This is a genomic window from Prevotella communis, from assembly GCF_022024175.1.
In the GTDB taxonomy this organism is placed as follows: Bacteria; Bacteroidota; Bacteroidia; order Bacteroidales; family Bacteroidaceae; genus Prevotella; species Prevotella communis.
This window is the reverse complement of the sequence record NZ_CP091794.1, coordinates 2,153,394-2,176,136: the sequence shown is the minus strand read 5'-3', so window position 1 is coordinate 2,176,136 and position 22,743 is coordinate 2,153,394. Positions and strand designations below refer to the sequence as shown.

Here is a 22,743-nt window from a genome sequence, read left to right as displayed (position 1 = left end):
AAAAAATGTCGGGCTCCACATTGGAACCCGACATTCTTTTATGTAGTTTATTGGGAATTAGTCTTCCTGATTCTCAGGACGCAACTTGCGAACAGTCTCGCCGGCACGCCACATCTCCTGATTACGCATAGCCTCAAGCTCCTTCTCCAGTCCAGCACGATAGTCGGGCTTAGAGTTAGAGTCGATACTGATCTGAGCCTCATTACCAGTCTTCACAGAGTAGTACAGCCACTCCATCACAGGCTTTATCGCATCGTGGAAACGGGGAGCCCAGTCAAGCGCACCACGCTGAGCCGTTGTAGAGCAGTTGGCATACATCCAGTCCATACCTTTCTGACCGAACAACGGGCCAAGGCTCTGGGTGAGCTCCTCAACAGTCTCATTAAATGCCTCAGAAGGTGTGTGTCCATTCTCGCGCAGCACCTCATACTGAGCCAGCAGCAAGCCCTGGATAGCACCCATCAGTGAACCACGCTCGCCAGTGAGGTCAGACGTAGCCTCACGCTGGAAGGTTGTCTCAAACAGGTAGCCGGCACCGATACCGATACCAAAGGCCAGTGTCTTATCCTTTGCCTTGCCCGAAGCATCCTGATAAACAGCGTACGAGCAGTTCAGTCCGCGACCCTCGCAGAACATGGTGCGAAGAGAGGTACCAGAACCCTTAGGAGCCACCATGATTACATCAACGTCCTTTGGAGGAACGACGCCAGTACGATCGCTCCAGTTGATAGCGAAGCCATGAGAATAGTACAGGGTCTTACCTGGCTTCAGATATTGTTTGATGGTGGGCCATACCTGAATCTGACCAGCATCACTCAGCAGCATGCAAAGGATAGTACCTTTCTGGGCAGCCTCCTCGATAGAGAAGAGGGTTTTACCGGGCACCCAACCATCGGCTACAGCCTTTTCGTAGGTCTTGCCCTGACGCTGTCCGACGATCACGTTGAACCCATTGTCGCGCAGGTTGCAAGCCTGACCAGGTCCCTGAATACCGTAACCGATAACTGCGATTACTTCATCCTTCAATACTTCACGTGCTTTCTCAAGTGAGAACTCTTTGCTGGTGACTACGGTTTCGATAACGCCACCAAAATTCATTTGTGCCATAATTACAAATGGTTTTAAAAGTTAAACTTATCCCTATGAACTATGCCAGTCCTGCCCGAGAACCGGACGCTTGGTGTTCACCACCGCCTTGTTTAAGTCCATTCCCACCTTGCGCGAAGGTACGACGAGGGGGTTAATACATCATAATTGGCTGCAAAGGTAACAAATTGTTATGAAGTAGCCAAATTTTCTAATACTTTTATTTAAAAATAGGTCTTTATCTTTACAGTTTTATCGTCAATCAGACTTTGTATCTCTTCATCTGTAGCCAGATTGAAGTCGCCTGGGATGGTGTTCTTGAGTGTTGATGCTGCCAGTGAATACTCCAACTGCCGCTGGTTATCATCAGGGAATGCGTTGATGGCATGAAGCAGTCCGCCCATGAAGGCATCGCCCACACCCGAAGGATCTACCACACCGTTGATATCATAGATAGGTGCCTTCAGCAGCTCATAGTCAGTGCCGTTGTCGCTGGTGAAGAGTAGGGCAGTGAGCAGGTGATGACTCGAAGCTACCATGTTGCGCATACCCATCAGCCATTTCTTGCAACGTGGGAATTCGCGATGCAGGTCGTCAAACCATTCACGATATTCGTCCATCTGCATCTCGAAACTGGAGTCCATAGCCGTGAAAGGCGGTTGCTTGCGCTCACAAATCCATTCAAACTCGATAGCGTCGCCAAACATCAGGTCGCAGTGGGCGAGCATCCGTTTCAGTGTCTCTCGAGGGTCTGCACCGTATTGCCACAAGTTCTTACGGTAGTTGATGTCGAAGGCAATCTTGACACCCATCTCGTCGGCAATGTCGAGCGCCTCGAAAGTGGCATCTGCCGAACTCTGTGAGATGGCTGCTGTGATGCCCGATACGTGCAGCACGGCAGCATCTTTCAGAATCTCTCGCCAGGGTATCATGCCAGGCTCTATCTCCGAGCAGGCCGAGTTGGCACGGTCGTAGATAACTTTCGCCGAGCGCATGCCAGCTGCCGGTTCCATGTAATATGTGCCGATGCGCTGTCCGCCCCATTGTATATAGCGACAGTCCACTCCCAGCTGCATCAAGTTCTGAGCTCCGGCATGACCGACGGGCGTGTTGGGCAGTCGGGTGACGTATTGCACGTTGTCGCCCAGTGTGGCCAGCGACACTGCCACATTGGCCTCACTACCGCCGTATTTGCTCGTGAAATAGTCGCCTTGCGACAAACGTTGATGATCTAATTTTGAAAAGCGGAGCAGTAATTCTCCGAAAGTCACTACTTTAGTTTTCATATCTTTAATAATCTAGTTTCATGTTTCAAGTTTCAGGCCTCAGGTTTCAAGTTCACTATATTCTCTCTACCTGTTTTACGCCTTTCACTGTGCGCAGTTTCTTGATGAGTGCTTCCAGTCGGGTGTTATCATTAATCATGATGGTCAGCGTGCCCCGGAACAATCCGTCGTTAGAGTCGATATTGATGCCGCGCAGCACCAGCTTCTCATCTTTCGAGATGATGCTGGTCAGGTTGTTCACGATGCCCAAGTCGTCATTGCCGATGACACGCAGCGTGATGGCATACTGACTAGACCCCTTGCCGCTCCATTTGGCCCTGACGATGCGATAGCCGAAACGTCGGCGCATCTCTGGTGCGTTAGGACAGTCACAACGGTGAATCTTGATGCCGCCGCTGATGGTGACAAAACCGAATACCTGGTCACCATAGATGGGGTTGCAGCATTTTGCCAACTGATAGTCCACGCCCTTCAGGTCCTGCCCGATGACTAGCACATCATCATTCTGTACTGTCGGTTGACCTTTGAAGTCTTCCAGTACGAATTCCTCGGCCGAGCGGGCTATATTGTCGCCTGTAACCACCTTCTCGCCCTGCTGCAGTTCCAGGTATTTGTCAAACACGGTTTGCACATCCAGCGCCTCGTGGGCTATGTCGCGATAGAAGTCGCTGGCCTCCTTGTAGCCCAACTTCTTCATCGTGCGCATCATCAGACTCTCGTCCTGTTCTATCTTCCTGTTCTTGAACTTACGCTCCAGCATCTCCTTCACCAGCAGGGCCTCCTTCTGCTGAGTCTCTTTCAGTGCCAGACGGATTTTGGCCTTTGCCCTAGCCGTCTTGACGATGCTGAGCCATTCCTGTTTGGGATACTGTGTGGACGAGGTGAGAATCTCTACCTGGTCGCCCGAGTGAAGTTCCTGACGGAAGGTTACCACCTTATTATTTATGCGCGCGCCCGTGCAGGCAGACCCCACCTTTGAGTGGATGTGATAAGCCATATCCAGCACTGTGGCGCCCTTGGGAAATTTCAGTAGGTCGCCTTTTGGAGTGAAGACGTAAATCTCGTCGTCATAGAGGTCCATCTTAAACTGATCCATAGCCTCCATACCGCTTGAGTTCTCCAGCATCTGACGGATACCGTTGAGCCATTCGTCCATGCCGCCTTCCGACGACTTCACGCCCTTGTAGCGCCAGTGGGCTGCCACGCCTCGTTCGGCAATGTCGTCCATGCGCTCCGTACGGATCTGTACCTCCACCCATTTCTTTTCGGGACCCAGCACCGTGATGTGCAGGCTTTCGTAGCCGTTTGACTTCGGCACGCTGAGCCAGTCGCGCATACGCTTAGGGTTCGAGGTGTACATATCCGTGATGATGGCGAATGTCTGCCAGCATTGCTGCTTCTCCTTCTCTATCGGACAGTCTATGATGATGCGGATGGCAAAGAGGTCGTACACGCCCTCGAAGGCACACTTCTGCTTCTTCATCTTCTGCCAGATGGAGTGGATACTCTTGGTGCGTCCCTTCATGTGAAACTTCAGTCCGGCATTCTTCAGTTTTTCCTCAATAGGAGCGATAAACTGCTCTATGTATTTGTCGCGTGCCTGTTTGGTGGCATTCAGTTTTTCCTTGATGTGATAGTAGGCATCGGGCTCCAGGTATTTCAGCGACAGGTCCTCCAGTTCGCTTTTCAACTTGTACAGACCCAACTTATGGGCTAGTGGGGCGTAGAGGTAGGCAGCCTCTTCGCTGACGCGTCTTTTGGCCTCCTCTTTTTCTGTGTCCCTGATCTGACGCATCAAGTTCACGCGGTCTGCTATCATGATGAGAATCACGCGCATATCCTCTGCGAACGACAGTAGCAGGTTGCGGAAGTTCTCGCTCTCGATGACGGGATTCTTCTGATACAGTTCTTGTATGCGTTGCAGTCCATGCAGGATCCGTCCCACGGCAATACCGTAGGTGGTACCAACCTCGTCGATTGTCAGGAATCCTGCCTCTACACTGGGGTTTAGCAGAATAGCCAGTACGGCATCCCTGCGTAGTCCTATCTCGTCGATTAAAAGAAGTGCTGTTTGCAGGCTGCTGACGATGGGGTTCAGTCCGAAGGTGTCGCGTTTTACTTGGTTCTGCTCGATGGCATGCAGCAGGTGACTGCGAATACGTCCTTCGTCGTCGTCCTCCAGTGAAGGAGCAATCTTTTCCTTCAGTTCTGTATATAGTGCGAGCGCTTGGTCTCTCTCCTCTATACTAAATTCAAAATGTTCAGTCATATCCCTTCAACATCTTTTTGTTAATAGGATAGCCCCAAACATATTTTCTAATGTTTCAGGGCCAATGTGTAGTTATAATATTCCTTGTTGCCCGTGACGTCTTTGATGACTCTGAGGAATGGGGGGAATTTCACGGGTTCGCCCTCGGCTATGCCCTTTGTCTCTAGTATGACAAGTCCTTCGAGGCATCCCTGATAGATATCTACCTCAAAATACTGGCCTTTCCAGATAAAGCTGTGGCGCTGCTTGTGGATGGTGCAACGTTGCGGGTCGGCCAGCGAGAGCATCATCTCATAGAGCGACAGGCTAATCTGGCGTTCGGTCACCAGTTCCTCGTTTTCCGACGTCTTTTTCTTCGTGGTGTGCACATACACCTGTTTCTGTCCCCATCCACGCTTGCGCAGCCTAATCTCGGTGCCGGGTTCGCCCTGCAGGTAGGTCTGCGTAATCTCGCTCTGAATGCAGTCTTCAGGCAGTTCGCCAGTGAGCTCCACAATATATTTCCGCTCTTCCACGATGGGCTGGGGCAGTCCCAGCACGTTGGATATCTCCATGATGACGCGGTTCATCTTGCAGTCAAAGTCATCGTGGTTGTTGATGACGCGCAGATGTGGGTGGCCCGTCCATGCCTTAATCACCTTCTTGTCCAATCCGCGGGCAATGCGCAGTCCCTCTTCATTCATCTGCTCGTAGCGTTGTGCATTATTAGCCGTGGTATAGTATTGCTCAGCACCGTCGGCAGCTGATACCAAGTGCAGCACCGCGTCATAGCGCTCGCGCAACTCCGGTGTTGTGGTTCCTACTGCGCGTGTAATGTTGCTCCATATATCGGGGGTCATGTAGGCCGAGATATCCATTGCACCTCTGTCGCAGACAATGAGACAGGGCTTAGTGCACTCCTGTGCCATCCTCAGGAATTTGTCCTCCAGGGCCAACTGGATCTCCAGCGTGGCTTTCTCTCCCTCATAGAAGAATCCCTGGTTCTTTGTCAGGTAGTTCATGCCTGCCTGAGTGAAGAGGGTAGGGACCTCCGGAATGGTGAAAACTTTATAGCCGAGACTCGAGAAATGTTCTATGACGCGCACCAGTGCCGTTGTCTTTCCTGCACATGGTCCGCCGGTGAGGACTATTTTTTTTATTTCGTTCATTCTAATGCTTGTATTTTGAGTACAAAGATAATCAATTTTATCAGAAATAATGCCTCTGAGAAGAAAATTTTGATGAAAATCGAAAAAAAATAAGAAAAAGTTTGGTGGTTTCAAAAAAACTCCGTACCTTTGCACCCGCAATTCAGCAAGAGCGCTGAATCAACAATAAAAAACGATGCACCCGTAGCTCAGTTGGTAGAGCACCTGACTCTTAATCAGGGTGTCCAGAGTTCGAGCCTCTGCGGGTGTACTAAAAAGAGAGGTTTACCACCTCTCTTTTTTTATTTTAACTGTTTGATAATCACTAATCAAGTTTCCGTCCCCTATAGTAAGCGTTGAATGCATCTTGTGCATAGCCGTCGCCTGTATATTTGAATGTAGAGGCAGAGGCACCGTCAATCTTCTTTCCGTAATAGAATACATTGAAGGCATCCTTGGCATAACCGTCACCAATCTCCTTGAAAGAAGAGGCCATGGCGTCTATCTTCTTGTCTCCGTAGTACACGTTGAACTTCGTCTTGTAATATCCCTTGGGGCTTCTGTCATGTTCATGCCAGTCTCCTTCTTCGTGGAAATGTGAGTTGTCGCGCCCTTTCAAACGGAATGTGGCTGGGTCTACAAACTCAAGTATGCGACCATGGTGATACACATTGTTGCGATCCTTGGCATAACCATGACCTAAATCTACGAACGAACGGGCATCCGCATGCGGTATTGGCTCCCTGTCGAAAAAGACCTTGTTGCGGTCTATTTTGTACGCTTGTGCAAAACCCGATAGGCTCCATCCTATAAAACCTATCACCATCAGTGACTTTTTGAGTGTAGTAATCTTTTTCATAACATTGGTTTTTTAATTGATTAATAACAGGTGCAAAGATACGCATTTTGCTTCAAACAATAAAAAAGAAAATCCCTATCATGTGGTGGGGATTCTCCTATTTTAATCCTAAACTATCCTAATAATCAATGAAAAGGTAGGAAAATTATCGGATTTTTAAGTACCTTTGCAATCCGATTTAATATGATTATTCGAAATGGATTACTTACCGAAAGACCCTGCTATACTGGTTTCGAGTGTGAATATGCTGCTGCGTGACGAGGAGTTCGACACGCTTGAGTCTCTATGCTATAACTTTGGTACAGAACCCGTACATGTCAAGGACTACCTTTACGGACATGGATTTGTGTATAGCGAGGAGCAACGACAGTTCCGTCCGATAGGTTATGACACCGCAACCCGATGATTACAAAAGACAGTATAGAGACCGCCTATAGCTTCCTGCATCAGAAGCAGCGCATCTATGTGCATTCCACGCTCGACTGGCAGAAGGATGACATCGAGATGGCCATTGCCGCCTATGCCGACGAAATGAGTCCTGATCTGTATGATGGCATCTGTGGTGGCCGTACCGACTTCCTGCGCGACCATCAGCATTTTCTGGAGGATATCACCAAGGCTGTTGAGATGCTGGAAGGGATGCTGTGACGTGTGGGGATTATTTCTGGAAAATGTACTGAAAGTCATTTTTTTTTGAGTACCTTTGCACCCATGAATCACTATGTTAAGATTTTGCGTTCTGCAGACTGGCCAAGGGCCCTTTGGCCTGCTTCCTGTTGGCCATTGGCTGCGGATTTATCATGACCACCGCTGTCCAGTTTGGCCGCGAGGGTAAATTCCTACCTTTATTATTTGGTGTGCCCGTCTTCATCCTGTGTGGTTTTACCCATTCTGTGGCAGATGCCTTTTTTTTTCTTGGTCGTCCCTCAGATGATCAGCATCCAGTTGTTGGCTATCTACCTGATGGAAGTCCTGGGCAATTTCATTGGGTGCAACCTGTATCGGTTGTTGATTTCAAAGTAAAGTATTTTACCCTGGAAATCGTTGAATCAAAAACAACGTTTTTCAGGGTAAAACACAAAAGAATGGAGTATGTGGTTACTTCGAGAGTGCTTCGAAAAGTCTGTCAAGAGCACGATTTGCGTCTTTTTCCTCGTCGAGGAGTTGCACAAATTTTGAGCCGATGATGGCACCTGCAGCGTTTGATTGGGCTGATTCCAGGGTCTGCTTGTTACTGATTCCGAAGCCAATCATGCGCGGATTTCGCAGGTTCATGGCATTAATCTTGTGGAAATAAGCCTGTTTTTGTTCGTCAAACGACTGTTGCGCCCCCGTTGTGGCAGCTGATGATACCATGTAAATGAAGCCTTCAGTGTGCTCATCAATGAAGCGGATACGCTCCTCGGAGGTCTCGGGCGTGATGAGCATGATGACGCGTACATCATAGCGATCGGCCACTGGTTTGATGTCGTCGAGGTAGTCTTTGAAGGGTAGGTCGGGGATGATGACACCACTGACGCCAGACTCAACGCACGACTGACAGAAAGCTTCGATACCATACTGCATGATTGGGTTTAGATAACCCATAAGTATCAGTGGTATAGATACTTCGTCTTTTATGCTCTTGAGCTGATTGAAGAGCGTTTGCAGACTCATTCCGTTCTTCAAAGCCTTTGTGGCAGCATCCTGAATCACGGGTCCGTCGGCCATCGGGTCGCTGAAAGGAATGCCCACTTCTATCATGTCGATGCCTCGTTTCTGCATCGTTTTAATTACTTCGGCGGTACTGTCGAGGGTGGGGGTGCCGGCGCAAAAATAGAGTGAGAGGAGCTTTCTGTCGCCTCTTTCGTTGAAAAGTCGTGTTATTTTATTCATAATTGTGTCAGAAATTGCTTTAATAGTTCTACATTTTTCATTCCAGGCTCTGTTTCAAAGCGAGAATTGAGATCTATTCCCATCATCTTCGGGTGCTTAAAATCGCGTATGCGAGCAGCATCGTCGGGACCTATACCGCCACTAAGCAGGAAAGGTTTCTCACCGTCGTAGCCGTCGAGTACAGACCAGTCAAACTGCTTTCCGCTACCGCCTACGCACGTACATTTTGTATCAAAAACGAAGGCATCGACGCAGTCCTCGTACTTCTTATAAATTGCGACCGAATTGCGATCCATAATGCTGATGGCCTTCCAAATCTGGATGCCTCGACGCAAGTCGGGGTCAATCGTACTGCGCAGGTTGCGGATGAGTGTGGGCTCTTCGTGGCCGTGCAACTGAATCACGTCCAACTTGAAATTCACCACCCGCGTGATGATATTCTGTGCCATCTCGTCTACGAAAACGCCCACTCTCTGGTAGCAACTCGGCGTTTCGCTGTTAGCAACAAGCCGTGTTGTGTCGGGGATGATGCCTGCGTGGGAGGGAATCATGGTCACGTTTCTGGGCGATTTTTCCCAGAAAATCATGCCGATATAATCGACGCCTAACTTGCTGACCTGACGAATATTCTCGCCGTCGCGCATGCCGCATACTTTTACTTTCATATCTTTGCAATAAATTCTTTCAGAGCTTGTCCTGGCTGGGGTTCACGCATAAACGTCTCACCGATGAGGAAACCGCGGAAACCTGCCTCGCGCAGTTCCCTGACCGTCTGTGGGTTAGAGATGCCGCTCTCGCTTACTTTTACAGCCTCTTTTGGTAGCTTCTCGGCCAGACGGTAAGAAGTCTCCACGTCGGTAATAAACGAGCCTAAATGGCGATTGTTGATGCCACAGAGGTCTGGATTCAATTCTGCATATTCCAGTTCGCGCTCATCGTGCATTTCAAGCAGTACCTCCAGTCCTAGCTCGTGAGCTTTTGTCAGCAGAGTGCGCAGTTTTTCTTTCGTCAGACAAGCTGCGATGAGCAGTACGGCAGAGGCACCGCATAGCAGGGCTTCGTAGAGTTGCATCTCGTCGATAACGAAATTCTTGTAGAGTACAGGGATAGCGACGCCTGCCTGTCGTGCCTCCATGATAAAACGGTCGTGACCACCGAAATATTGCTTGTCGGTGAGGATAGATAGGGCTGCGGCACCGTTCTGCTGGTACGACAGGGGTATCTCGCAGGCTTTACCCTCCTCTTTGATCCAGCCTTTCGAGGGCGAGCGGCGCTTGAACTCAGCGATGATGCCCGTGGGCGAGGCCAGGAGGGCTTCCCGCATAGAGACCTTCTTCTGACGCATGCGCTCCAGCTCTTGCTGCTTGGTGATGATGATTTCTTCGAGGATGTCCATTGTTGTGATGGGATTAATGGGGTTAAGAATTCAGCTCCACGAATTTCTTGAAGGTACGCAGTGCTGCACCGCTGTCGATACTCTCGCGGGCAATGGCGATACACTCCTCAATGCTCTTCTCGCCCTTTTCAAGCACCTGAATACCGAAGGCGGCATTGGCCAGCACGATATTCTTCTGGGCAGGCAGCGCACGATTCTCGAGTACAGAGTCGAATATCTGGGCGGCCTCTTCCTCGGTAGCTCCACCAACAAGTTCCTCGGGCTTAGCTATCTCGAAGCCGAGGTCGCTGGGCTTAAAGATACGCTCGTACTGCTTGGTGGTTACTTTAAAGTCGCCAGTCAATGAAATCTCGTCATAGCCGTCGATAGAATTCACGATACCATAGTCGATGCCAATCTTCTGATAAACCTGGTTATACAGACGCATCTGGTCGAGGTTGGCTACGCCAAGCAGTTGACACTGAGGCTGTGAGGGATTGACCAGAGGACCAAGCAGATTGAAGATTGTTGGGAACTGCAGCGCCTTGCGGATGGGGCCAACAAACTTCATGGCCTTGGCAAAGAGCTGGGCGTGGAGATAGACAATGCCAGCCTCGTTGAGTGAGCGGTTCAACTTGTCGATATCATCGGTGAACTTAATGCCGTGATGGGCAATGACGTTCGAGGCACCCGAAACAGAAGTGGCAGCGTAATTACCGTGCTTAGCCACCTTGTAACCTGCACCTGCGATGACGAAACAGCTCGTCGTAGAAATATTAAAGGTGTTCTTACGGTCGCCACCGGTTCCTACCACGTCGATATAGCGATCGGCGTCGAGAATGGCGGGAACGCCCGTCTCAAGGATACCATCGCGGAAACCAAGCAGTTCGTCAACGGTAACACCGCGCATCTGCAGGGATGTGAGCAGTGCTGTAATCTGCTCGGTGGGATACTCACTCTGAGTGATACCAATCAGAATATTCTTCATTTCTTCACGAGACAATTCCTCGTGGTTCAGCATCCTGTTCAGGATGTCTTTCATTGTCTGTGCCATATCTGTTTTGTTGTTTAATCCTTAATTTTTAATCTTTAATACTTCAAGTTACAAGAACATCCAGTTCTGCAGCATCTTCTTTCCATCGGGGGTGAGCACGCTCTCGGGGTGGAACTGGATACCACGTATGTTGAGAGTTTTATGTTTCAAGGCCATAATCTGTCCTTCGTTGCTCTCGGCAGTGATTTCAAGACAATCGGGGAAGTTCTCCTTTGAGACCACCCACGAGTGATATCGGCCTACGGTAAATTCCTTCGAGATACCCGAGAAGAGTGCATCGTCGTTAGTGAGATGGCAGGGCGTAGCTACACCGTGAAAGACGTCGCTCAGGTTCTCGAGCTGGCCACCAAAGGCCTCGCCGATAGCCTGATGACCGAGACATACACCCAAAATGGGCTTTTTGCCGGCATAGGTGCGAATCACATCAAGCAGCAGACCTGCCTCAGAAGGGATGCCAGGACCTGGGGAAAGAATAATCTTACTAAACTCCTCCAGTTGCGACAGTTCAAACTGGTCGTTACGGTAAACGGTGACTTCGGCACCCAGTTCCTTAACCAAATGACTCAAGTTGTATGTAAACGAGTCGTAATTATCTATGATAACTATTTTCATGATGGTTCTAATGGGGATTAATGAATCAGGTAATTTACATCTTCTCGGCCATGAGGATAGCACGTCTTAGTGCACCCAGTTTGTTGTTAACCTCCTGCAGTTCGTACTCCTCGTCGCTCTTGGCCACAATACCTCCGCCTGCCTGAAACCAGAGCTCACCGTTACGACTGACAAAGGTGCGGATGGTGATAGCCTGATTCAGCGATCCGTTAAGACCTATATAGCCGATACAACCGCCGTAAGCACCACGGTTATGGGGCTCGTACTCAGAAATCAACTGCATGGCGCGAACCTTTGGGGCACCTGATAGTGTGCCGGCAGGGAAGGTGTCGATGAAAGCCTTGATAGGGTCGGCATCCTTGTCAAGTTCGCCTGAGACGCGTGACACGAGATGAATGACATGTGAGTAATATTGCAGGTCTTTGTAAAAATCAACCTTTACGCCGTGACAATTACGTGACAGATCGTTGCGTGCCAGGTCAACCAGCATCACATGTTCTGCATTCTCCTTGGGATCATTGCGCAGGTATTCGGCTCCCTTGCGATCGGCCTCTGCATCGCCTGTACGCTTGGTAGTGCCTGCGATGGGGTCGATGTAGGCCTTCTTTCCCTCTATGCGACAATGCGTCTCGGGCGAAGAACCGAAGATACGGAAACCGCCGAAGTCGAAGTAGAAGAGGTAAGGTGAAGGGTTGATTGAGCGGAGGGCACGATAGAGCTTGAAGTCATCGCCCTCATACTTCTGGATGAAGCGGCGTGAGAGCACAATCTGGAAGACGTCGCCACGCAGACAGTGTTGGATGCCCTTTCGGATATTGGCCTTATGTTCCTCGTCGGTAAGGGGTGAGGTCGTTTCGCCTACAGGATGGAAGTCGTAAGCCTTTACGTTGGCTTTATTCATGGCTTTCATCACATCATCTAGTGCCTTTTCGCCATCAAGTGAGATAATTGTGAGGGTGTTGTTGAAATGGTCGAACACAATCACTACCTTATAAAGGATGTATAACAGGTCGGGGGCATCGTTCTTGGCCTGTGTCTCGTCCTTAACGTCGATATTCTCGAAATAACGTACGGCATTGAATGAGGTATAGCCGAAGAGTCCACAGGTGTCTGCATGCTCGCCAGTGACCTTGATATGGTCAATCAATGCATGGATGGCATCGGCAGAACCATAGTTGTTGTTGATTTCATGCTGCTCATTGCTTCCATCAGGAAAGATGATGTTGGCAAGGCCGTGACCGATGGCCACACTCGCCATAGGGTTGATACCGATAAACGAGCGCGAGTTATTTGAGTCGTGATAATCCGAACTCTCCATCAGGGCACTCTGTGGATAGAGGTCGCGAAGGCGCATGTATACGCCAACAGGTGTATAAAGGTCGGCCAGAATGGTACGGCTGGTTGTGGTATATTTAAAAGTTTCCATATTCGCCTGCTAAGTCTTTGTTGTTCAGATAGGTTTCTACATCTTTATCGCCACGTCCGCTGACGGTCAGCACTACCACATCCTCGGGCTTGAAGGTCATCTTCTGGAGGGCTGCAATAGCGTGGGCACTCTCCAGGGCGGGGATGATACCCTCCAGACGGGTCAGTTCGTAGGCGGCGCGGATGGCCTCGTCGTCGTTGATGCTGTAGACGGTTGCACGATGCTGAGTGGCCAGGTTGGCATGCATCGGACCGATACCGGGATAGTCCAGTCCGGCAGAGATGCTCTCAGCCTCGATAATCTGTCCGTCGGGGGTCTGCATCACCAGCGTCTTGGCACCATGAAGGATACCCAGTCGGCCAGCGTGAATCGTAGCTGCGGTATGACCGGTCTCTACGCCCTTGCCACCAGCCTCTGCCAGCACAATCTTCACGCGCTCATCATCTATATAGTGATAGATAGTACCTGCGGCATTTGAACCACCGCCCACACAAGCCATCAGGTAGTCGGGATAGTCGCGGCCAATCTTCTCTTGGAGTTGCTTCTTGATTTCCTCGGAGATGATGCTCTGCAGACGGGCCACCATATCGGGATAGGGGTGGGGACCCACGGTAGAACCGATGATGTAGAAGGTATCACTGGGATGACAGCACCAGTCGCGGATGGCTTCATTGGTGGCATCTTTCAGGGTCCAGTTGCCTGTTTTCACCGGACGGACCTCGGCCCCCAGCATCTTCATGCGCTCTACGTTGACGTGCTGACGTTCTACGTCCAGCGCTCCCTGATATACCACGCAGGGCATATCCATCAGGGCGCATACCGTTGCTGTAGCCACGCCGTGCTGACCGGCACCTGTCTCGGCGATGATACGTTTCTTACCCATCTTCTTGGCCAACAGGATCTGTCCGATGGTGTTGTTGATCTTGTGGGCACCGGTGTGGTTCAGGTCTTCACGCTTCAGGTAGAGCTGACAGCCGTATTTCTCGCTCATGCGCTTAGCCAGGTAGAGGGGAGAGGGACGACCTACGTAGTCGCGTAGCAGCGTCATATACTCACGCTTAAACTCCTCTGACTCGATAATGGGCAGATACTCCTCCTGCAAGCGCTTCACCGTAGCATAGAGAATCTCGGGAACGTAGGCTCCACCAAACTCTCCGTAAAATCCTTGTTTGTCAACTAAGTAACTCATATATTTTTATTTTTTTGTGTTGTTATTCGACTAAAAGAAAAAGAGACCCGTCGTGATTTGACGAGCCTCTTTCTATGGTTGATGTACATATACATGGCAAGTTTCTCACGACTATTTAAATCTTGAGTTACGCCACCACCATGCATTGAACAATTGTTTCATATTTTCTTGTTTCTTGTTTCTAATTCGGTTGCAAAAGTACGTGTTTTTCTGATAATCTGCAAATTTTTCGCTAACTTTTTTCGTAATATGATAGTTTTTTCTTATATTTGCAGTGATATTTGTTAGATATTGATGATTATGAGAACCTATTTCTATAAAATTCTATTAACCTGTTTTGTTCTTTTCGTCTGTTCTGGCATATCGGCTCAATCAGATTTTGCCGTTGACTCCGTGACTTCGGAAAGTGACTCGTTGATACAGGTGTTGCGTAATCAGGTACAGGAACTGCAGTTGCAGCGTATCATGATGCAGGAACAGTTGTCCGAGACGGGACGTAGCGACTCCTTGAGAGCAGCCGAACGAAAGGCGCGTGTGGACTCTCTGCGTACGATAACGCCAGGTTCGCCCTTGGTGATTGACGGCGACACGCTGTTGGTGCTCTATGCGCGCAAGGGTGGGGTGTATCCTGAGAAACGCGTAGAACAGGCTTATGAAGCTATCCTCTCGCAGGGGCGTCGCCTGACGATGTTTGCCGACTCAGTCTATGTCTATGAGAGCGATTTCTTCAGCGATATCATGGCAGGCAATGAGGTGATACTCAGTGTGACGGATATTGATGCGCTGTGGCAGAATACAACCCGTCAGGAACTGGCCGCGCAATATGCGGAGGTTATCAAGGCCAAGATTCTGGAGATTCATGAGGAGTATGGGTTGCGCCAGAAATTGCGTGGCTTGTTGTGGGTGGCTGTCATCATCGTGGTGCAATGGTTGCTCATCAAGGTGACGTTGTGGTTCTACCGCAGATGGCGCTATCGTCTGATGCGACGTGTGATGCGATGGGATATCCCTTTGAGAATCAGGGATTATGAGGTGCTGAACGTCCGTAGGCGTGGCATCATCTTCCTGTTCTTCTTCCGTATGCTGCGCTTCTTCGTCATCCTGATGCAGTTGCTTGTCAGTGTGCCCCTGCTCTTCTCTGTATTCCCGGAGACTAAGACGTTCACCTTTACAATATTAGGATATATTTGGGACCCGCTGGTCGATATCGTGGGGTCTGTGATGGGCTATATGCCCAACCTTTTTAAGATTATTGTCATCATCGTATGTTTCCGCTACCTGGTGAAGGCAATCCGCTATCTGTCCAGTGAGGTGGCATCGGGGAATCTGAAGATTACAGGATTTTATGCCGACTGGGCACAGCCAACCTATCTCATCCTGCGTATCTTGCTCTATTCGTTCATGTTTGTCATGATATGGCCCTTGTTGCCCAGTTCTGATTCTGAAGTATTTCAGGGTGTCTCTGTCTTTATTGGCATCATCGTTTCACTGGGTTCTACTTCTATCGTGGGTAATGTGATGGCAGGACTGGTGATGACCTATATGCGCCCGTTCCGCGAGGGCGATTTCATCCGCTTTGGTGATGTGGAGGGCTTTGTCATCGAGAAGACAGCTCTGGTAACGCGTGTCAGAACACGTAAGAACGAGGTGCTTACTATCCCTAATTCGAACCTGATGAGCGCGCAGACCTCTAACTATACCTTTGCCGCGGCTAATTATGGTATCATTGTACATACTAAGGTGACGATTGGTTATGACATGAAGCACGAACTGATAGAGAACCTGTTATTGGCATCGGCAAAGGCTACCAAGCATCTTCTACAGAAGCCTTTGCCCTTCGTGCGTGTCACGTCATTGGATGATTTCTACGTGGAATATGAGATTAATGCCTATACCCACCATTCTGAACTCTTGTCGGATATCTATTCGGAGTTGCACCAGAATATTCTGGATCATTTCCATGAGGCTGGTGTTGAGATTATGTCACCCCATATCTTTGCCCACAGAGATAATCTGGAGTTGCAAATTCCCAAGAGTGACAAATAAATTTTAATTTATTTTGAAGTTTGACAGAATTCAATTATCTTTGCAGACGAATACTCGATTGCTAACTAAAAATATTATAAGATGAAAAGAAAACTTTCTTCTCTATTGCTGTTTGCTGCTATGCTGTTTGCTGCTCAAGGAAATATCATGGCTGCCAATACAAAGACAACAATAACACAGGTCACAACGACAGTCACTCTTAGCGATGATGTGGATTACATCATCACGGGCGATGCACCTTTTGCCGGTGATGGCTTGATTAATATCACGAATACAGAGCATGCTGTGCTGATTCTTGAAAATATTAAACCATCGAAAGTGACTTCGTGGTTGAAATATGTTCAGATCAACGGTGTGAAGGCTGCCAACAACTCCAACTGTCAGATAAAGTTCTATAATTATGGTTGTATCATCCTGCCATATGCCGGCGGTGATAATTTCAAGCCGCTCACCGTCTATTCTGAGAAGAATTTCGAGGGCGAGTCGTGCAATGACTTCGGATTAGAGCATTCCGATGGTTATATGAACACGCTGACGGATGCAAAGTTGAACAACCGTATCCGTTCGTTTAAACTGAAGCGTGGCTATATGGTGACTTTTTCACTGAAAGCAGGCGGACGCGGTTATAGCCGTTGTTTTATTGCTGCTGACAAGGATTTGGAGATGGCTTCACTGCCTGCGCTCATGGACAACAGTATTTCTTCGTATCGTGTGTTTAAATGGTATGACGCTGGCAAGAAACAGTTGGCCAATGATTTGAACACCACCACCATGGCTGCCCTGGATGTACAGAGTAGTTATACTTGGAGCGAGGGACATAATATGGCACCCGATTATGAGTGTGTACCCAACCATATCTATGAGGACTATCCCTCTTCTCGTGCTATTGGCAAAGCTACATGGTCGCCTCATTCAAAGAATAATAATGAACCTAGGAATACGTCTGATGACCATCCGCAGGATCTGAATACAATCCTCAACAACTGGGAGAACATGATGCGTACGGGTATGCGCCTCTGCTCACCGGCTTCTTGGGATGGTAGCGACTATTGGAATGCTACGGGATTCCTGGCAGAGTTCTTGGATTCTATTGATGCTCGCGGCTGGCGTTGCGATATTATTGACCTGCACTGCTACTGGGCTGAGGGCAGCTTCGGTAATATGCACTATTGGTCGGACAAGTATAAGCGTCCTATCTGGATTTCTGAATGGTGCTGGGGTGCCTCCTGGAATCATAATGGTGCTTTCGCTGATGGTGTCACCCAGTCACAGGTGAAGGGAGCATTGGAACGTATCTGTACGAATCTGAATAATTGGGATTATGTGGAGCGCTATTATTACTGGAATGGTGAGGCTCCGATATCCCGTCTCTATGATGGCGGACTGACACCTGCTGGTGAGTACTATGCTGCAATGAAGGCGCCGATGGCTTATAATGGTAAATATGATTTTGTGCCTAAGACACCTAAACAGTATGCCCCTTCCAATTTCTCTGTGGAATATGATAATAAGAAGGGACTGGCCGTCCTGAAATGGGATGATAAGAATGGCGAAATGAACAGCAGTATGTCTATTATGCGAAAGGCTGGTAGCGGTAAGGCATGGGAGGTATTGTGTAATGTCGCTATTCAAGAGGATGCTGCAAGTTATACGTTTACCGACTCTGCTGCCATGATTGGCTATCAGTATCAGATTGTCGTCAAGGATGCCAACAACCAGGATCGAAAGTCTACTACCTTGATGGCAACAAGTGATGAGCTGCAGACTGGTGATGCCATAGAGATTGACGGACAGACAAGATATCTGGGTGGTAACATCATGGTGAATGGCAGTTTTGATATGGGCTTCTATGGTTGGCTCGACGGAAAAGGCAACACGCTCTCGGCACCTTATTTCCAGGTGATTCCTGAGGGTGGAAATGATGATGGTGCTTATCTGCAGGCTTACGGCAATGGCAACCTGACAAGTGAGATGGCTCTGCATACGGTGTTTACGATCCTGCCCAACACGAATTATTATTTCTCAGTAGCCTCTTGCAACATGCCTTCGGGCTATGATTGTAAGTTGGGCTTGAGCGAGGAGGGTATGGCAGCTCCTGCGGCATCACCTTTGTTTATTAATAATACAACGGATAAGTGGCTGACGCAGTTTGCCAGTTTCAATAGTAAGTCCAATACGCAGGCACGTGTACGTCTGTTTAATCTGGCTTCTAAGGCGCAAGTTGATCAGATGATGCTTTGCCAGTTGTTCTCTACACGAGACTCGGCTATTGCTGATGGTATTGCCAAAGCGCGTATCACGGCTGAGGCATTCAAGGACTACAATACAAAGTACAACTATCTAAACGAGGACTTGACACGTATTTCCACGGGTGTTACTACTACTGATGCAGAGGCTCTTCAGACGCTGGCAAAGGCAATGGAAGATGCCCTCCAGGCGTATCGTTATCTGAACGATGGTACGTTGGTTGCATATGCTGAGAAACTGGTTGCGCTGAAGTTACATGGTTATGAGAGTTTGGAATTGATTCTTAATGCTGCCAAGAAAGCTAAGACAATAGAATCTGTTGTCATGTGCTATGCTGACTTGGAGGAGGCTGTGTTCGACTATCTGCCTTACAAACAGGTGAAGGATAAGATTGAGAATCCCAATTTCTCGTTGAATACTGGATGGACGTTTAAGACTGGTTCTTATCAAGGTGGTGATCAGCGTCTGGCTACTCATGATGGCGTCACCTGCTGGAATGCGTGGTGGTCAGGTATCGATGCCGACAACGAGACACAGTCGATGGCTATCTCGCAGGATTTGACATTCCCAGGCACAACTCCTATGCATGGTCTGTATGCACTTGAGTGTAAGGCTTCTACAGAGCATTACTGTCTTTCAGACCAGCATGGTTATATTACAGATGGTACCGTAAAGGAGAATACACAAAACCTTACAGCCGACTATCTGGATCTGAATATGCCTGTTGCCAAACGCTGGAGTACGCTTTACACGGCTCCTATCTACCTCAACGATAATAGTACGTTTACCGTTGGTTTCGAGGGTACTAAGAAGGGCTCTGTTGCCAATGGCTGGCTGCAGTACGGAAAAACGTCAGGTCAGTCTAACGATAAGCGCGAGGGGTGGTGGTGTGCAACAGATTTCGCACTCCGTTTTACGCCGCTCTATAAGCAAACGGTAGTGCCCAATCAGTTTGGTTGTATCTGTCTGCCTTATGCTGTTCGCGCTTCCGAAACGCTTGAATGCTACAAAATTGTGGGTATCAATGCAGACTATACCCAACTGTGTCTTGAGGAGATCGACGAGACAGAGGCTGGCGTTCCTTTTATCTACCGTTCTTCAGATACTGAGGCGCTCTTCCTGGAGTATGGCGATGCAGTGGCCATGACACAGAACGGTCCTGGCAATCTGCGTGGCTATCTGATTGCAAGTGCTCGTATGCCTCTTAATTATTACTTTGTCAACGATGGCGCTTTCGAGAAGATTACTTCTGCAAATCGTACGAAAGTGAAAAACTACGACGGCTATATGCGTCCTTTCACGGATCTCAATAGTGAGGCTATCCCTGTGCTGACCGACTGGACGGGTGAGACAATGGCTATCAGTGGTGTTACTGAGGAGGAGAAAGTAAAGAACAACCAACTCACCGGAATTAATACCGTCGTAGACAACCGTATGTTTGCTGATGGCGTTTACACGCTTGATGGACGCAGCATGCAGCGTGAGTCATTGAGGCCAGGCCTTTATATCAAGGTCGTTGGTGGACGTATGTATAAGACAATCATAAAGTGATGATGAATCAAAAAAAATATATCCTGTTTGTGGTGGCTGCACTGGGTGCTGCCACCGCTTTCGCGCAAGAGCCTGTGCGCTCTTCGTCAAGTCTCTATCTGCATGCCCAGAAAAAGGCTGATGTGTCCTTACCTTTTGCCATCTCGGCTGAGGGCAAGCGATTCCAGCCAACCTGGGGCTTGGATCTGGCTTGGAATAATGAGTCAAATTTGCGTAAGGGCGTCAACCACATGGGTAAGGAGAATGTCGGCATCGGTCGTACATCATTCCGTGTGCTGAATGCGCTGAAAGATGGTAATCAGTTGACATCAGACCAGATAGAAGGACTACGTTCGCGTTCGAATGTATTTGATAATGTGGTGGGCAGAACCCTGCCATTGGTTATCAACTGTGACAACGGTTATATGCCCAATGGTCATACAGGACCGTATATCAATACTTACTATACAGCTGAAGATAAGAGTGTTGATGTAGAACATTGGGCTAAGTGCATTGAGGCTCACGTGCTTTGGATGAAGACGAATACTAGTCATCCGATAGTTGGTGTGTCGCCGTTTAATGAGCCTGATAACGCTTGGGAAAAGAACCTTGCGGGTGAAATACAGGGAAATGCAGGGGATGAGGCTAATGTGGCAAAGTTACTGAAAAGCTATGATTCGATGAATGGCATCGTCATCGCTGGTGCCAACACGCTGAATAATGACAACGCATGGAACTGGTTTAATGCTGGCAAACAGTATTACGACTGGGGAAATACCCATCAGTTGGCGGGCTCGTTCGCTAATTTCGCTAACTTCTATCAGCAACTGAAAAACGCTGAAAAGGTGGGTTTCGATGACGAGATGCACAATGTTGTTGAGGCTATGGTTGGTCTGGAATACGGCATGACTGTCGGCATCTGGTGGGGCTTCGACAGTCGTGCGCGTGGTGAGTTCTGCGATATAAGTCGCAATGGTGTGCGTCTGGCTTATGGTGAGCACCGCAACAATTGGACGGCGGCCAGCGTTTATCGTCATGATGACGGACGCGTAAAGGCTTTTGTTGGCTCCAGTGAACGTCAGGCTAAGACCACCACTTATCAGTTTGTCTCTACTGAGCGTGATGTCTATTATGATGGTTATGGTCCTGTACACGAGTTCGTGATGGAGATGCCTGGTGGTACGGGCTATCAGACAGGACAGACCAACGGTGAGCGTGTAATCAATGTGACGTGGGGCGAGGACGTGCCTCCTTCTGAGATTAACGGTACTTATAAACTGTTGAACAAGGTTTCGGGTGCTACTGGTAATGTCGTAAGCTATACTTCCAGTGGTGATGTGATTAAGCAGTCAAGGTACACGGGTTCCAAGAAACAGCAGTGGACGGTGAAACCTTGTAGTTCTCGCATTGGTGGTGATTATAGCTTCTATAATATCGAGTCGGTGGATAATGCCAATATTCGCATGAATGTGAAGGATTATTCCAAGAGTCAGGCTGATATCCTGGCGTGGACGCAGAATGGTCCTACCAGCAACGAACAGTGGTATCTGGAGTATGACGGCAATGGCTATTACTTGATTCGTAACCGTGAGAGTGCACTCTATCTGGCATCGGCAGGCACTAGTACAATGGCCAAGATTATACAGACCCCAGAACTTACAGGCACTAATCGTGATCGTATGCTGTTCCGTTTCGTTCCCGTGGACGTAACTTACGAGACGGTTGCTCCTGCAAAGCCTGCTGGCTTGCTGGCTGAGTCGCAGTCGGCCTCTGTTCGTCTCTCATGGACGGCTAATACAGAAACGGATGTGGAAGGCTATATGGTGGTGCGTGCGCCAAAGGGTACTGACGACTGGAACACCATCGCCCGTCAGCTCACGGAGACTTATTTCGTAGACAATACCTGTCGTCCTAATACCTCTTATATATATAAGGTAAAGGCGATAGACCGTTCGCAGAATATATCTGAGGCTTCTGATGTCGTTGAGGCTGCTCCGCTGAGTCAGCCTACGATGATTGCCCGTTGGGATTTCGAGGATAATCTCAATGACGACACGCAGAATATGCTGGATATGGCTTCACCTTCTACGCCTAAGTATGTGGCTGACCATAAGGTGGGCGATAAGTCCTTGTCGCTGACTGCCCAGTTCGTTCAGTTGCCTTATCGTGTTGCTGATAGTGATGAACTCTCTGTTGCTATGTGGGTTAAGTGGAACACATCTACTACTCAGTGGCAGCGTATCTTCGATTTCGGTAATGACGAGGACCATTATCTGTTCCTGACACCCAATAGCGGTACCTCTAAGATGCGCTTCGCCATTAAGAACGGAGGTGATGAACAGATTCTCGACTGTCCTTCGAAGTTGTCAAGCTATCTGTGGAAGCATGTTGTGGTGACGATGGGTAAGGATAAGACTGCAATCTATGTTGATGGTACAGAGGTTGCTTCTACTACAGGTATCACCATTAAGCCCAGCGATATCCGTCCGGTATTGAATTATCTGGGACGCAGTCAGTATACGGCAGACCCCAATATCTCGGCTAATTATGATGATGTGCGCATATTCAACTACGCCCTTAGTGCTGACGAGGTGAAGGCTGTGAAGGACGGTACCTATACCAACATCCAGTCTGTTGAGAATTCCGACGTCGTCAGTAAACCAATCTATACGATTGATGGTAAACGGATTGACCGACCCCAACAGGGCATTAATATCATTGACAGCAGGAAGATCTTGATGAAGTAATAAAACAGAAAGAGG

The 22,743-nt window shown here is 48.7% G+C and carries 17 protein-coding genes and 1 tRNA gene; 6 read left to right on the top strand and 12 right to left on the bottom strand.

What is annotated here, in order from left to right; genetic code table 11:
• Nucleotides 1-57: 57 nt before the first annotated feature.
• The 4 genes from ilvC to L6466_RS08955 all read right to left on the bottom strand — a co-directional run bounded on the left by ilvC (nucleotide 58) and on the right by L6466_RS08955 (nucleotide 5,789).
• The gene (ilvC, locus tag L6466_RS08970; protein WP_091815625.1) at nucleotides 58-1,107 is read right to left on the bottom strand and encodes a ketol-acid reductoisomerase; all 1,050 of its coding nucleotides are present in this window, start codon (nucleotides 1,105-1,107) and stop codon (nucleotides 58-60) included.
• A gap of 203 nt (nucleotides 1,108-1,310) precedes the next feature.
• On the bottom strand, nucleotides 1,311-2,372 hold the full coding sequence (locus L6466_RS08965; RefSeq protein ID WP_237803140.1) for a sugar kinase: 1,062 nt from the start codon (nucleotides 2,370-2,372) through the stop codon (nucleotides 1,311-1,313).
• 55 nt (nucleotides 2,373-2,427) lie between these two features.
• Complete coding sequence (locus L6466_RS08960; protein WP_237803141.1) at nucleotides 2,428-4,641, bottom strand: RelA/SpoT family protein; 2,214 nt, start codon at nucleotides 4,639-4,641, stop codon at nucleotides 2,428-2,430.
• Nucleotides 4,642-4,688: 47 nt separating this feature from the next.
• Nucleotides 4,689-5,789 carry an AAA family ATPase gene (locus tag L6466_RS08955; protein ID WP_237795949.1) on the bottom strand — a complete coding sequence of 367 codons (1,101 nt, stop codon included), beginning with the start codon at nucleotides 5,787-5,789 and terminating at the stop codon, nucleotides 4,689-4,691.
• Nucleotides 5,790-5,966: 177 nt separating this feature from the next.
• On the opposite strand from L6466_RS08955, the gene L6466_RS08950 reads away from it, so the two are divergent.
• Nucleotides 5,967-6,039, top strand: a tRNA-Lys gene (locus tag L6466_RS08950).
• A gap of 54 nt (nucleotides 6,040-6,093) precedes the next feature.
• Here L6466_RS08950 and L6466_RS08945 read toward each other — a convergent pair.
• The gene (locus L6466_RS08945) at nucleotides 6,094-6,627 is read right to left on the bottom strand and encodes a DKNYY domain-containing protein (protein WP_237803142.1); all 534 of its coding nucleotides are present in this window, start codon (nucleotides 6,625-6,627) and stop codon (nucleotides 6,094-6,096) included.
• A gap of 196 nt (nucleotides 6,628-6,823) precedes the next feature.
• Here L6466_RS08945 and L6466_RS08940 point away from each other — a divergent pair, with 196 nt between their 5' ends.
• On the top strand, nucleotides 6,824-7,033 hold the full coding sequence (locus tag L6466_RS08940; protein ID WP_237795951.1) for a DUF4250 domain-containing protein: 210 nt from the start codon (nucleotides 6,824-6,826) through the stop codon (nucleotides 7,031-7,033).
• The gene (locus L6466_RS08935; protein WP_237803143.1) at nucleotides 7,030-7,275 is read left to right on the top strand and encodes a hypothetical protein; all 246 of its coding nucleotides are present in this window, start codon (nucleotides 7,030-7,032) and stop codon (nucleotides 7,273-7,275) included. The genes L6466_RS08940 and L6466_RS08935 overlap by 4 nt, the downstream gene beginning before the upstream one ends.
• Nucleotides 7,276-7,725: 450 nt before the next feature.
• Here L6466_RS08935 and trpA read toward each other — a convergent pair whose 3' ends face one another.
• The 7 genes from trpA to trpB are packed head-to-tail and all read right to left on the bottom strand — an operon-like array spanning nucleotide 7,726 to nucleotide 14,158.
• Entirely contained in the window at nucleotides 7,726-8,502 is a 777-nt protein-coding gene (trpA, locus tag L6466_RS08930) for a tryptophan synthase subunit alpha (protein WP_237803144.1), read from the bottom strand.
• The gene (locus L6466_RS08925) at nucleotides 8,499-9,167 is read right to left on the bottom strand and encodes a phosphoribosylanthranilate isomerase (protein ID WP_237803145.1); all 669 of its coding nucleotides are present in this window, start codon (nucleotides 9,165-9,167) and stop codon (nucleotides 8,499-8,501) included. The genes trpA and L6466_RS08925 overlap by 4 nt, the downstream gene beginning before the upstream one ends.
• Entirely contained in the window at nucleotides 9,164-9,898 is a 735-nt protein-coding gene (gene trpC / locus L6466_RS08920; protein ID WP_237803146.1) for an indole-3-glycerol phosphate synthase TrpC, read from the bottom strand. The genes L6466_RS08925 and trpC overlap by 4 nt, the downstream gene beginning before the upstream one ends.
• A gap of 22 nt (nucleotides 9,899-9,920) precedes the next feature.
• A complete protein-coding gene (trpD, locus tag L6466_RS08915; protein ID WP_091815895.1) occupies nucleotides 9,921-10,919 on the bottom strand; it encodes an anthranilate phosphoribosyltransferase in 999 nt (332 codons plus the stop codon).
• Between the two features lie 60 nt (nucleotides 10,920-10,979).
• A complete protein-coding gene (locus tag L6466_RS08910) occupies nucleotides 10,980-11,543 on the bottom strand; it encodes an anthranilate synthase component II (RefSeq protein ID WP_091815647.1) in 564 nt (187 codons plus the stop codon).
• Nucleotides 11,544-11,577: 34 nt separating this feature from the next.
• Nucleotides 11,578-12,969 (bottom strand): anthranilate synthase component I family protein, encoded by a 1,392-nt coding sequence (locus L6466_RS08905; protein ID WP_091815650.1) that lies wholly within the window; start codon nucleotides 12,967-12,969, stop codon nucleotides 11,578-11,580.
• Nucleotides 12,956-14,158 (bottom strand): tryptophan synthase subunit beta, encoded by a 1,203-nt coding sequence (gene trpB, locus L6466_RS08900; protein WP_091815653.1) that lies wholly within the window; start codon nucleotides 14,156-14,158, stop codon nucleotides 12,956-12,958. The genes L6466_RS08905 and trpB overlap by 14 nt, the downstream gene beginning before the upstream one ends.
• Nucleotides 14,159-14,458: 300 nt before the next feature.
• On the opposite strand from trpB, the gene L6466_RS08895 reads away from it, so the two are divergent.
• The 3 genes from L6466_RS08895 (at nucleotide 14,459) to L6466_RS08885 (ending at nucleotide 22,728) form a co-directional block, all read left to right on the top strand.
• Nucleotides 14,459-16,204: a mechanosensitive ion channel family protein gene (locus tag L6466_RS08895; RefSeq protein WP_237803147.1), complete on the top strand. Its 1,746-nt coding sequence runs from the start codon at nucleotides 14,459-14,461 to the stop codon at nucleotides 16,202-16,204.
• An 81-nt stretch (nucleotides 16,205-16,285) separates the two neighbouring features.
• On the top strand, nucleotides 16,286-20,002 hold the full coding sequence (locus L6466_RS08890) for a glycoside hydrolase family protein (RefSeq protein ID WP_237803148.1): 3,717 nt from the start codon (nucleotides 16,286-16,288) through the stop codon (nucleotides 20,000-20,002).
• Nucleotides 20,002-22,728: a LamG-like jellyroll fold domain-containing protein gene (locus tag L6466_RS08885; RefSeq protein WP_237803149.1), complete on the top strand. Its 2,727-nt coding sequence runs from the start codon at nucleotides 20,002-20,004 to the stop codon at nucleotides 22,726-22,728. The genes L6466_RS08890 and L6466_RS08885 overlap by 1 nt, the downstream gene beginning before the upstream one ends.
• The last annotated feature ends 15 nt before the right edge of the window (nucleotides 22,729-22,743 follow it).